At 62.4% G+C, this 12,165-nt stretch carries 13 protein-coding genes; 9 read left to right on the forward strand and 4 right to left on the reverse strand.

Annotation, left to right across the window (positions count from 1 at the left end; genetic code table 11):
• Positions 1-428: 428 nt before the first annotated feature.
• On the reverse strand, positions 429-2,120 hold the full coding sequence (locus ATO9_RS02900; RefSeq protein ID WP_043744741.1) for an acyl-CoA dehydrogenase family protein: 1,692 nt from the start codon (positions 2,118-2,120) through the stop codon (positions 429-431).
• Between the two features lie 146 nt (positions 2,121-2,266).
• Here ATO9_RS02900 and ATO9_RS02905 point away from each other — a divergent pair, with 146 nt between their 5' ends.
• Both ATO9_RS02905 and ATO9_RS24160 read left to right on the forward strand, forming a co-directional pair.
• Entirely contained in the window at positions 2,267-3,037 is a 771-nt protein-coding gene (locus ATO9_RS02905) for a sulfite exporter TauE/SafE family protein (RefSeq protein WP_052418057.1), read from the forward strand.
• Positions 3,038-3,157: 120 nt separating this feature from the next.
• On the forward strand, positions 3,158-3,334 hold the full coding sequence (locus tag ATO9_RS24160) for a hypothetical protein (protein WP_156127752.1): 177 nt from the start codon (positions 3,158-3,160) through the stop codon (positions 3,332-3,334).
• Positions 3,335-3,380: 46 nt separating this feature from the next.
• Here ATO9_RS24160 and ATO9_RS02910 read toward each other — a convergent pair whose 3' ends face one another.
• Complete coding sequence (locus tag ATO9_RS02910) at positions 3,381-3,938, reverse strand: DUF3859 domain-containing protein (protein WP_043744746.1); 558 nt, start codon at positions 3,936-3,938, stop codon at positions 3,381-3,383.
• Positions 3,939-3,942: 4 nt separating this feature from the next.
• Positions 3,943-5,541: a phosphoenolpyruvate carboxykinase gene (locus ATO9_RS02915; RefSeq protein WP_043744748.1), complete on the reverse strand. Its 1,599-nt coding sequence runs from the start codon at positions 5,539-5,541 to the stop codon at positions 3,943-3,945.
• A 362-nt stretch (positions 5,542-5,903) separates the two neighbouring features.
• Between ATO9_RS02915 and ATO9_RS02920 the strand changes: the two genes are divergently transcribed.
• The 7 genes from ATO9_RS02920 (at position 5,904) to ATO9_RS02950 (ending at position 11,406) form a co-directional block, all read left to right on the forward strand.
• Positions 5,904-6,605, forward strand: coding sequence for a response regulator transcription factor (locus ATO9_RS02920; protein ID WP_043744750.1), 702 nt, complete (start codon positions 5,904-5,906; stop codon positions 6,603-6,605).
• Positions 6,605-8,326, forward strand: coding sequence for a sensor histidine kinase (locus ATO9_RS02925; RefSeq protein WP_043744752.1), 1,722 nt, complete (start codon positions 6,605-6,607; stop codon positions 8,324-8,326). The genes ATO9_RS02920 and ATO9_RS02925 overlap by 1 nt, the downstream gene beginning before the upstream one ends.
• A 12-nt stretch (positions 8,327-8,338) precedes the next feature.
• On the forward strand, positions 8,339-8,770 hold the full coding sequence (locus ATO9_RS02930) for an HPr kinase/phosphorylase (RefSeq protein WP_043744756.1): 432 nt from the start codon (positions 8,339-8,341) through the stop codon (positions 8,768-8,770).
• Between the two features lie 17 nt (positions 8,771-8,787).
• Positions 8,788-9,690, forward strand: coding sequence for an RNase adapter RapZ (gene rapZ, locus ATO9_RS02935; RefSeq protein ID WP_052418058.1), 903 nt, complete (start codon positions 8,788-8,790; stop codon positions 9,688-9,690).
• A 64-nt stretch (positions 9,691-9,754) separates the two neighbouring features.
• Positions 9,755-10,147, forward strand: coding sequence for a PTS sugar transporter subunit IIA (locus tag ATO9_RS02940; RefSeq protein ID WP_043744758.1), 393 nt, complete (start codon positions 9,755-9,757; stop codon positions 10,145-10,147).
• Between the two features lie 6 nt (positions 10,148-10,153).
• Positions 10,154-10,432: an HPr family phosphocarrier protein gene (locus ATO9_RS02945; RefSeq protein WP_043744761.1), complete on the forward strand. Its 279-nt coding sequence runs from the start codon at positions 10,154-10,156 to the stop codon at positions 10,430-10,432.
• Positions 10,433-10,539: 107 nt separating this feature from the next.
• A complete protein-coding gene (locus tag ATO9_RS02950) occupies positions 10,540-11,406 on the forward strand; it encodes a lysophospholipid acyltransferase family protein (RefSeq protein WP_238318663.1) in 867 nt (288 codons plus the stop codon).
• Here ATO9_RS02950 and ATO9_RS02955 read toward each other — a convergent pair.
• Positions 11,403-12,164 carry a TIGR02186 family protein gene (locus ATO9_RS02955; RefSeq protein WP_043744768.1) on the reverse strand — a complete coding sequence of 254 codons (762 nt, stop codon included), beginning with the start codon at positions 12,162-12,164 and terminating at the stop codon, positions 11,403-11,405. The genes ATO9_RS02950 and ATO9_RS02955 overlap by 4 nt on opposite strands.
• Between the last annotated feature and the right edge of the window lies 1 nt (position 12,165).

Genomic DNA, 12,165 nt, shown 5'->3' on the forward strand with positions numbered 1-12,165 from the left:
CAAACTCATCTATTTCCTCAAGGGACTGGAAAAATTGGATAAAATTGCTGCTCTACATGTATACAAAATTTCGAATGCAAAATTTGCTTGAAGTTTGAAGCAGCGATTTTGGGTGCGTAAGACCCCGCACTCAAAAGATTTTTCTTATCGGAATTGCATGCCCGAATTCACATTCTGGATAGAATGTTGACACAATTGTGCCATGTTTACGCCCGCATCCCGCCTTACTTCCCGCGCGTAAATCTTTGCGATTTCGGGATTTATGGCACCCAGAATGACCTAACAGCACCTTTATTCCGCTGTTCAATCTGAAATTCCGCTTGGCGGAAATACGTTGAGGTATAAATCATCTAACTGATTGACGTTGATAATAAAAAAACCGGGCAGAGTTTATCTGCCCGGCGCCATATTCAATGATTCGTCGCGAATCAGCCCAGAAGACGGCGGGCGATCACCTGGGCCTGGATTTCCGCGGCGCCTTCGAAGATGTTCAGGATCCGCGCGTCGCAGAGCAGACGCGACACGGTGTATTCCAGCGCGAAGCCGTTGCCGCCGTGTATTTGCAGTGCATTGTCGGCACAGGACCAGGCAACACGGGCGCCCAGCAGCTTGGCCATGCCGGCCTCCAGGTCGCAGCGGCGGTCGTTGTCCTTCTCGAAGGCCGAGAAATAGGTCAGCTGCCGAGCGATCATGATTTCGACCGCCATCATCGCCAGCTTGCCCGACACGCGCGGGAAGCTGATCAGCTGCGCGTCAAATGCCTTGCGGTCCAGCGCATATTGCATGCCGACATCCAGCGCGGCCTGGGCCACACCGATGGCGCGGGCGGCGGTCTGAATGCGCGCGGCCTCGAACGTCTTCATCAGCTGGCGGAAGCCCTGGCCCTCGACCCCACCGAGAAGGTTTTCGCCCTTCACGTGGAAATTGTCGAAGCCCAGCTCGTATTCCTTCATGCCGCGATAACCCAGCACCTCGATCTCGCCGCCGGTCATGCCCTCGGTGGGGAAGGGGGCCTCGTCCGTACCGGGGGTCTTCTCGGCCAGGAACATCGAAAGACCGTTATGATCCTTCGAGGCCGGGTCGGTGCGGGCCAGCACGGTCATCACGTGCGTCCGGGCGGCATGGGTGATCCAGGTCTTGTTGCCGGTGATCTTGTAATCACCGTTGTCGTCCTTCACCGCGCGGGTGCGCAGGGAGGCGAGGTCGGACCCGGTATTCGGTTCCGTGAAGACGGCAGTTGGCAGGATCTCACCCGAAGACAGGCCGGGCAGCCATTGTTCCTTCTGGGCGTCGGTGCCGCCGGCCAGGACCAGCTCGGCCGCGATTTCCGACCGGGTGGCCAGGGAGCCGACACCGATATAGCCGCGCGACAATTCCTCGGACACGACAACCATGGAGGCCTTGGTCAGGCCCAGCCCGCCGAAGTCTTCGGGGATGGTCAGGCCGAAGACACCCATTTCGGCCAGCTCGTTGATGACCTCCATAGGGATCAGCTCGTCCTTGAGGTGCCATTCATGGGCATGGGGTTCGACCTTTTCGACCGCGTAGCGGCGGAACTGGTCGCGGATCATCTCGAGCTCTTCATCCAGGCCGGAGGCGCCGAACATCGTCGCGCCCTGCTGTTCGACCATCAGCGCGGCCAGGCGGGACCGGGCGGCCTGGCTGTTGCCGGAATTGCACAGGGTCATGACGGCATCGACCATCAGGCCGCGCTGATCCTCCTGGGACAGGCCGAGATCCTGCAGGCGCACGATCTCGTTCTGGGACATCTGGATGCCGCCGTAGATCTGCCAAAGGTATTCGCCAAAGGCGATCTGGTGCAGCAATTGCTCCAGCTCACCGAACTTGCCCTCGCCGGACAGGTGTTCGGCCCATTTCTGCATCTGCCGCAGGGATTCCACGTAGGTGGCCAGCCAGGCTAGCCCGTGGGTTGCGGTCTGGTGCTGTTCCACGGCCGGGGTGGTGATCTTGCCGCCATCGGGGGCAACCATGGCGCGGACAGAGCTCTGGGCCTTCTCGAGCAGCCCCTCGACCGGCGCGATCGCGGCTTTCGTCAGACCCAGAAGGTCGGGCAAAATCACGGTTTCCGTCATCATTCCATCCTGTCCGTCATGTGCCATGAATCATCCCTTTCCCTATTTCCGCCGGGCATAGCTATTTTGCAGGTGCAGCGCAACAAATATGCGTCGCCCGACACCCTGGCGACGTAATGTTGCGCGCTTGATTTTCCAGTGGCGTAGCGTCGCAGGGGTGGTAAGAGGCCTGAATGGACCTCTTGATGGATACGGTGCCACTTGGCGCCCTGCTGGCCTGCCTGTTCGTGGGATTCGTGGCTGGTATCGTAAAGGGCATGGTGGGATTTGCCATGCCGATGATCATGATCTCGGGCATGGGCAGCTTCGTCAGCCCGGAACTCGCGCTGGCGGGCCTGATCCTGCCCACCTTGATGACCAATGGCTGGCAAGCGCTGCGCCAGGGCTGGGCCGCGGCCTGGGAGTCGGTCAAGCGGTTCCGGACCTTCCTGGTCATCGGGTTCATTGCGCTGATCATCTCGGCCCAGATGGTGCGGATCCTGCCCGGCAATGTCATGTTGCTGATGATCGGTGTGCCGATCGTTCTGTTCGCGATCACGCAGTTGATGGGCAAGGCGTTGAAGCTGGGCGCCAACCCTTCTCGCTGGGTCGAAGTAGCGATTGCCAGCTTTGCCGGCTTCATCGGGGGCTTCTCGGGGGTGTGGGGGCCGCCCACGGTGGCCTACCTGACGGCGCTGGAGACACCCAAGAAGGAACAGATCCGCGTTCAGGGCGTGATCTACGGGCTGGGCGCCGTGGCGCTGTTCTTTGCGCATGTCGCCAGCGGCGTGATCAACATGCAAACCCTGCCGTTCTCGATCGCGCTGGTGCCGACGGCGCTGGCGGGCATGTGGATCGGGTTCCGCGTGCAGGACCGCATCGACCAGGCGGCGTTCCGCAAGGCCACACTGGTCGTGCTGCTGGTGGCGGGCGGAAACCTCGTGCGGCGCGGGTTGATGGGTTAAACTCTGGCGGCTGGCGAGAACAGGCTGGCCAGGACCCGATCCAGATAACAAACAACTTGACCCTTCATCGTTCCGCAGCGACCGTTTGAGTAGCCTATTTGAACGCAAAAGAGCCTTGTCATGTTGAAATGTATTATGTCCGACGACAGCGTCGAATATGTCTCCTCGTCCCGGGTGATCCGGATCGTCGAAAGTAGCGGAGAAAAGATCCTGCGTTACGCAAAGTCGAACGGCGCCGTGGGAACCTTGAAGATCAAGCAGTTCCAGATGTGCAAGACGGGCACCTGGTACGAGTAATCGCGGCTTGATGTCGTGACGCCCGGCGGGCGGCGCGGCCACGTCCTCAGGACGTCAGGTTCGGCTCCGGGCAGCCGCCAAGAAGCTCTGCGCCCTCGGTTTCGCTGACCACGGTGAATTTCTGCTGCACCAGCAATATGTCCCCGTCATAGACCTCGAGATACCAGTCGCCGGGGGCCATCTCGTATTCGAACTCGAAGAAGAAGAGGCGGATGTTCGGGATGCCGCCGGTCAGGGTCGAGGTCCAGCGCTCTTCGGTCTTGTAGCCGGGACCGAAGGACGGATGCCGGGTGACCATGGTGACGGGAAATCGGCCCAGCTGGGCCGACGCGATGACCCGCAGGCCGAAGGCGAGGCCGGGGCGGGCCGGAACAACCGTCGTCTCAATGTCGAAATCCGGGGTCGTCCCGCCCTTGCGCACCATGCCGGCATTGGTGCCGGGGGCGTCGGTCGGGGTGCCTTCGGGAAGGTAGTCGCAGATGATGCCGTATTCGACCGTGTCGATCATCTCGTGAATGACCGTCTGCGCCGAAGCGGCCGCACCATAAAGCAACGCCCCGCCAAGAATGGCGAGGCGTGCGATGTCTTGAAGTCGCGACAGCATCGGTTCAGCCGATGGCGGCGGCTTTCACGTCTTCGTCGATGAAGGGCAGGTACTGGGCGAAGTTCTCGGAGAACATGTTCACCAGTTTCTGTGCCTGCGCATCATAGGCTTCCGGATCGTCCCAGGTGCGACGCGGATCCAGCAGAACCTCGGCCACGCCGGGCACGGAGACCGGAACGTCGAAGCCGAAATTCGGATCCTTGCGGAACTCTGCCTCGTTCAGAGACCCGTCAAGCGCCGCGGTCAGCAGGGCGCGGGTGGCCTTGATCGGCATGCGGGAGCCGGTGCCGTAGGCGCCACCGGTCCAGCCGGTGTTCACCAGCCAGCAGGTGGCGCCGTGCTTGGCGATCTTTTCGCGCAGCAGGTTGCCGTAGACCTCGGGGCGCATCGGCATGAACGGTGCGCCGAAGCAGGTGGAGAAGGTCGGTTCCGGCTCGGTCACGCCGCGCTCGGTCCCGGCCACCTTGGAGGTGAAGCCCGAGAGGAAGTGGTACATCGCCTGGGCCGGGGTCAGCCGCGAGATCGGCGGCAGGACGCCAAAGGCATCGCAGGTCAGCATGATGATGTTCTTCGGATGCCCGCCCAGGGCCGTGTCCGAAGCGTTGGAGATATAGTCCAGCGGGTAGGCGCAGCGCATGTTGGCGGTCAGGCTGTCATCTTCGAAGTCGAGCTCGAACGTCTCTTCGTCGAAGATCATGTTCTCGATCACGGTGCCGAACTTGGTCGTGGTCGCGTAGATTTCCGGCTCTGCCTCGGCAGACAGGTTGATCGTCTTGGCATAGCAGCCGCCTTCGAAGTTGAAGGTGCCGCGGTCGGACCAGCCATGTTCGTCGTCACCGATCAGGATGCGGTTCGGATCGGCGGACAGGGTCGTCTTGCCGGTGCCGGACAGGCCGAAGAACACGGCGGTGTCGACCGGGTTGTCCTGCGCGTGGTTGGCCGAGCAGTGCATCGGCATCACGCCCTTTTCAGGCAGCAGGTAGTTCAGCAGGGTGAACACGGATTTCTTGTTCTCACCGGCATATTCGGTGCCGCCGATCAGGATGAGCTTCTTGTCGAAGTTCATTGCGATCACGGTTTCGCTGCGGCAGCCGTGCTTGGCCGGGTCGGCCTGAAAGCTGGGGCAGTTGATGATCGTGAAATCGGCCATGAACCCGTCCAGCTCCGTGCGCTCGGGGCGGCGCAGCAGGTGGCGGATGAACAGGTTGTGCCAGGCCAGCTCGGTCACCATGCGGACATTGATCGCCAGCGCCGGATCGGCACCGCCAACAAGGTCCTGCACGTAGTATTTCCGGCCCTTCATATGCGTAAGCATGTCGGCATGCAGCGCGTCGAAGCCCTCGGGCGACATCTCGGCGTTGTTTTCCCACCAGATCTTGTCGGCCACGCTGTCGGTCTTGACCACGTGCTTGTCCTTGGGAGAGCGGCCCGTGAACTTGCCGGTCGTCACCAGGAAGGCACCGCCATTGCCCAGCGTGCCTTCGCCGTTCTTCAGGGCCGCTTCGATCAGCGCAGGCTCCATCAGGTTGTAATAGACATCGCCCAGCCCCTCGATCCCCTGATCTTCAAGGCGGAATTGCGGGTTCACCCGTCCAAATGTCATGTGCCAAGCTCCTCTGACTGCGCATTTGCAGCATTTCCAGTGACGACCACAGGGTCGAAAACCGCCCTGCAAAGCGTCGATAGCGGCGCTCTTAACATGCGGCCCGGCGGGATGAACAGGACGCTTTGGCGCAGTTAGCGCCACCAAGTTCGGTTTAGCGCAATCACTTGCGGAACATCGCCTGTAAGACGGTGGAACATCGGGCATGTCTCCTGAGAGATTCAGGCATTTCTAAGACATTTTCGCCACAATCATGCCGTCGGGGCATGCGCGATTCGCGATTTGGGATTGATTGTAAAGGGTGAAAAGGCGAAGAATGGAAAAAAACAGACAAAATATTCGAGCAGCTTAAGGAATCTTCGATGTCCAAGATCGCCCTCGTGGACGATGACAGGAATATCCTGACATCGGTCGCCATCACACTCGAAGCCGAGGGCTTCGAGGTGGAAACCTACAATGACGGCCAGGCCGCGTTGGATGCCTTCAACAAGAAACTCCCCGACATGGCCGTGCTGGACATCAAGATGCCGCGCATGGACGGCATGGACCTGTTGCAGCGCCTGCGCCAGAAGACCACCATGCCAGTGATCTTCCTGACCTCCAAGGACGACGAGATCGACGAGGTCCTGGGCCTGCGGATGGGCGCCGACGATTACGTCAAGAAGCCCTTCAGCCAGCGTCTACTGGTCGAGCGTATCCGCGCGTTGCTGCGTCGCCAGGATGCCATCGGCGGTGAGGTCATTCCCGAAACCGAGGATACCAAGGTCATGGAACGCGGCGAATTGCGGATGGACCCGCTGCGCCACGCGGTGACCTGGAAGGGGCTGGACGTTTCGCTGACCGTGACCGAATTCCTGCTGCTTCAGGCGCTCGCTCAGCGCCCCGGTTTCGTGAAGTCCCGCGACCAGCTGATGGACGTGGCCTACGACGATCAGGTCTATGTGGACGACCGCACGATCGACAGTCATATCAAGCGTCTGCGGAAGAAGATGCGCAGCGTCGATCCGGAATTTTCCGCGATTGAGACGCTCTATGGTATCGGGTACAGATACAACGAAGAGTGATGGCACTCGCCGAGAGGATCAGTTTGCGCGACAACACGCCTGACACCAACGGTGACGTGGTGCTGGGCGACGACTTCGTCGCACCAAACGCCACGGTCGCGGAAGAGCTTCGCGTCCGCCGCGAACGCCGTGGGCTATTCTCTCTCAAGACCTCGCCGCTGACGCGCAAGATCATCATTTTCAACCTGATCGCGTTGAACGTTCTGGTCGCGGGCATCCTCTACCTCTCCGCATCCCGCGAAAGCCTGGTGATGCAGCGCGCCGCAGGTCTCGTCAGCGAGGCAGAACTTGTCGCTGACATCTTCGAGGCGCAGCTGCCGCAAACCGCACCGGCCAACCTGGTGGCGGGCGAGGGGGTCAACGTGGCCCAGACGCTCGCCGGGCTGGATCTGCGCCGTGGCATCGATCTTTATGTCTTCGATCCGGACGGCACGCTGGTCGGCCGCATGTCCGGCGCGACGGAACGGGTCATCGGCGGCCAATCGCCCGACGAGGGCGGCAAGACCATCCTGATCGATTTCCTGACGTCGTTCTGGAACGGGCTGACGGCGATCTTCTCCTCCGGCAAACGTGACATTCCCGACGTCCCCGTCGAGGATCAGGCCCGCGCCCTTGTCGAGGCCTCGATGAGCGGCGAAACCCAGATCAGTACCGGGCGCGGCGATGCCGGGTCCTTCCTGGCCGTCGCCTCGCCCATCGTGCAGGGGGGCCAGACGATCGGCGCCGTGGCGCTCGCCTCGTCGGCCGGAGAGATCGACGCCATCGTGCGCAGCGAACGGGAACGCGTGTTGCAGATGTTCGTCATCGCCACGCTGGTCTCCGTGGGGCTCAGCCTGGTCCTGGCCTCCACCATCGCCAACCCGCTGTCGGACCTGGCCGCCGCGGCCGAGGTCGGGCGCGATCGCGACAACAAGTCCGTGGCCCCGGCCCGCGTCCGCATTCCAGACCTGACCGCACGCCCGGATGAGATCGGGCGCCTTTCAGGTGCGCTCAGGGGCATGGTCTCCGCGCTGTACGAACGGATCGACGCGAACGAACAATTTGCCGCCGACGTGGCGCATGAGATCAAGAACCCGCTTGCCTCGCTCCGCTCTGCGGTCGTGACATTGCGGATGGCCAAGCGCGAGGATCAGCGCACCCAGCTGCTGGACGTGATCGACCACGACGTGCGGCGGCTTGACCGGCTGGTCAGCGATATCTCCAACGCGTCGCGACTGGACAGCGAACTGGTCAAGGAGGAGCAGGAGCCCTTCGACCTGATCAAGATGCTGCGAAATCTCAGCGACTTCCTTGGCGATCAGGCGCAGGAAAAGGGCATCGACTTCATCTCGGACCTGCCGAACGAGTCGATCGTTCTGCGCGGGCTCGAGGCGCGGCTGGCGCAGGTCTTCGTGAACCTGATCACCAACGCGACGAGCTTCTGCGAGGATGGCGATGCGATCCGGGTCTGGGCGCGGCGTCGCGAAAATCGCGTGCTGGTGGTGGTCGAGGATACAGGCCCCGGCATCCCGGACCAGTCGCTGCAGAAGATTTTCAAACGCTTCTATTCGCACCGGCCCGCGACCGATTTCGGCAACAATTCCGGCCTGGGTCTCGCGATCTCCAAGCAGATCGTCGAAGCGCATGGCGGCGTGATCTGGGCCGAGAACATCCGCCCGACGGATGCCGACATCACCTCCGACCCGCTGGGGGCGCGTTTTGTCGTCGGTCTGCCGATCTGAGGGTCGGGTCGGATGACACCGTCGCCCGACCAGCTTCTGCTTCATGCCACCGCCGTTGCCGTCGACGATCAGGCCGTCCTGATCGAGGGCGCGTCGGGGTCGGGTAAGTCCGCGCTGGCCCTGACCCTGATGGCCTTCGGCGCGGTCCTGGTGGCGGATGACCGGGTACTGCTGCAGATCGCCGGGGGCAACCTGATCGCCACCCCGCCCGCGGCCATCGCGGGCCGGATCGAGGCGCGGGGCGTGGGCATCCTGAAGGCGCGCCACCGGGAAGACGTCCGCGTGGCCCTTTCCGTGGACCTGGACCAACAGGAAACAGATCGTCTTCCGCCGCGCCGCAGCAAAAATTTACTGGGGATTTCCATCCCTGTGCTTCACAATACCGGGACCGCGCATTTTGCCCCGTCGATTCTGCAATATCTACGTGGGGGACGGGAGGCCTGAGCGCACAGGGTAGCATCATGGAAGACCTGAGCCGACAAAGCGACATCACGACACCGGAACGGCTGGTGCTGGTCACCGGGCCCTCTGGTGCGGGGCGGTCCACGGCCATTCGCGCGCTGGAAGATCTGGGCTACGAAACCATCGACAACCTGCCCTTGTCGATGATCCCCCGGTTGCTGGACGGTCCGCCGCTGGCCCGACCGATGGCACTTGGCATCGATGTGCGGAACCGCGATTTCTCAACCAATGCCCTGATCGAGATGATCGACCGCTGGTCCGAAGACCGGACGCTGCCGCTTGAGGTGCTGTATCTCGACTGCAATCCCGACATGCTGCTGAAACGCTTTTCGGAAACCCGCCGTCGCCACCCGATGGCACCCGCGGAAAACGCCGAAGAGGGTATCGCGCGGGAACTGGACCTGCTGGTGCCGATCCGCAGCCGCGCCGACATCCTGATCGACAGTACCGACCTGACCCCGCATGACATGCGCAACGAGATGCTGCGCTGGTTCGCGGTCAAGCGCGGGCAGTCGCTGGCGGTCTCGATCCATTCCTTCAGCTACAAGCGCGGGTTGCCGCGTGGCATCGACATGGTGTTCGACACCCGGTTCCTGCGCAATCCCTACTGGGATCAGTCGTTGCGCGGGCTGGATGGCACCGCAGAGGTCGTTCAGGATTACGTGACGGCAGATCCCCGCTTCCCCGCCTTTTTCGACAAGGTCCGGGACCTGACCGAGATGCTTCTTCCTGCCTATGTCGCGGAAGGCAAAGCCTATTTCTCGATCGCGTTCGGATGTACCGGCGGTCAGCACCGATCCGTGACCGTGACAGAGAAGCTTTCCAAGGCTCTTGCACAGAGTGGCTGGCAAGTGTCAATTAGGCACCGAGAGCTCGAACGCCGCGCTGCGGCACAGGCGTAAAGGCGGGACGATGGGAACAGGACGCGTCCTGCGGAAAACCGAGCACGAGGAAGGACAACAGCCTTTGATTGGCATCGTGATCGTTGCACATGGTGGCCTGGCCCGCGAATACCTCGCGGCGATGGAACATGTCGTTGGTGAACAGCCTGGCGTGCGGACCGTCGCCATCGAGGCCAGCCACGACCGTTCCGCCAAGCAGAACGAGATCTGCACCGCCGCCGACGAGGTGGATCGCGGCGAGGGGGTCGTGGTAGTGGTGGACATGTTCGGCGGCTCGCCCTCCAACCTGTCGCTGATGGCCTGCCGCCCCGAAGACCGTCGGATCCTCTACGGCGCGAACCTGCCGCTTCTGATCAAGCTGGCGAAATCGCGCCATCTTCCGCTGGGGGATGCGGTTCGTGCCGCAACGGAAGCGGGTCGAAAATATATCGACAGCCAGAACCTCAGCGCGCATTAAGGACCGATGAGCAAGACCGTCACCAGAACTCTCGAGATCGTCAACGAGAAGGGGCTGCACGCCCGGGCCTCCGCCAAGCTGGTGGAGGTGGTCGAAGGCTTTGACGCCCGTGCGGAAATCAGCCGCGACGGCATGTCCACAGGCGGGGATTCGATCATGGGCCTTTTGATGTTGGCAGCGTCGAAGGGAACCACTATTGAGGTCGAAACGTCCGGACCGGACGCCGAGCCCTTGGCGGATGCGCTGCAGGCCCTCGTGGCGGACAGGTTCGGCGAGGACATGTGACCTTCGGCTTTGAACCGGAGGCACGGGAAAGGCTTAGGGGGACGCCCTTGGTAGACAGCACGCAGAACCGCACGACGCTCGCCCCGGCCGCAAGCGGCGGCCCCAGTGTGTCCGACGGCGATCAGAATGTCACCTTTACCAAGTATGACCGCCGGTCGCTGACCTATTCCACGTCATTCGAAGATCCCTGGCGCCGGAACGTGATCCGGGCCATCGAATGGATGACCGGCAAGGTGTCCATCATCCGGATGATCCGGAAGTTCGAAAAGCAGGGCGCGCCGCAGGGCCAGGCCTTCTGGCGGGCGACGCTGGACGTCATGGGCATCGACCTGCTGACGCCGCAATCGCAATTGGACAAGATCCCGACCGAAGGGCCCGTCGTGGTGGTCGCGAACCATCCCCACGGCATGGTCGACGGCATGATCCTGGCCGACCTGATCGGGCGGGTGCGCAGCGATTACAAGATCCTGACGCGTCAGCTGCTGACCGGTATCGACGAGGTCGCCTCGAGCTACATGATCCCCGTGCCCTTTCCGCACGATGCCGACGCACAGCGCAAATCGGTTGAGATGCGGGCCAAGGCGATGGCGCATCTGAAAGAGGGGGGGCTGATCTCCCTGTTTCCCTCGGGGGTCGTGGCGGCATCCGAGTCGATGTTCGGCCCGGCGGTCGAGGCAGAATGGAACGTCTTCACCGCGCAGATGATCCGTCGGTCCGGCGCGCGGGTCGTGCCGATCTACTTCCCCGGCTCCAACAGCCGCTGGTACCAGATGGCCAACCGGATCTCGCCGATCCTGCGCCAGGCGATGCTGCTGCACGAGATCGTTCACAGCTGCAACAAGCCGCAATCGCCTGTCGTGGGCGATCCGCTGTCGGATGCGCAGATGGAGCAGCTTAAGACCGATCCGCGGGGCTTCATGTCCTGGCTGCGCGGTCACACCCTGGCGCTGGCCAACCAGAACCAGACCGCCTAGCCCTGCCGGATGGCCCGGAACAGGGCCGAGGCAAGCCAGCCCGCCGCAATCGCGATCGACAGCGACAGGATGCCGTAGATCAGCGGCTGGTTCTGTGACAACAGGTACAGCCAGCGTTCCAGCCCCACCTTGCGTACGTCGATGGCCGTGTCGAAGCGCGACACGACGTGCCCCTCGCGCAGCAGGAAAACCCGCGTGTTGTACTGGCCTTCGGTCAGGTTTGCCGGCATGGAGATGCGGGTGCGGAACAGGGTCTGCTGATCCAGCTGCACGGCGCCCTCGAGGCTTTGATAGACGCCTGCGTTTTCACGGATACGGATCAGCGCGTTGGTGAAGGCAGCGGGGTTGTCGGTGACAGAGCTTGCGCCGACCGACCGGATTGCCCGCGGCACGGTCACCGAATGGCGCAGGTCCTCGGTTCGGCGCAGAATAGCGTCCAGCGGCCCGGTTGATGCGACGGCGTAGAAGCTGGGCGCAGCCTTGATCGTCACCGTTTCGCTGTTGATCCAGATGCCAACGATGCGGTCCTTCTTGTGCAGGGTCAGCCGTTCCGTCGGACCGGCCAGCGTCACGATCACGTCGAGCGGCACGTCGCTGATCGGGCTTTCGCGTTTCACCGCACCGAAGACCAGGATTTCCGACCCGTCGAAACTGGCCGTGATGCGCACGCGGTCCTGGCTGAGGCCCAGCACCACATCCTCCTGCGCGCAGAGCGGCGCGGCGATCAGAAGGAAGAGGAGGGTGAGGAACCGGCGCATC

Origin of the sequence: Pseudooceanicola atlanticus (genome assembly GCF_000768315.1) — a bacterium.
Classification (GTDB): Bacteria; Pseudomonadota; Alphaproteobacteria; order Rhodobacterales; family Rhodobacteraceae; genus Pseudooceanicola; species Pseudooceanicola atlanticus.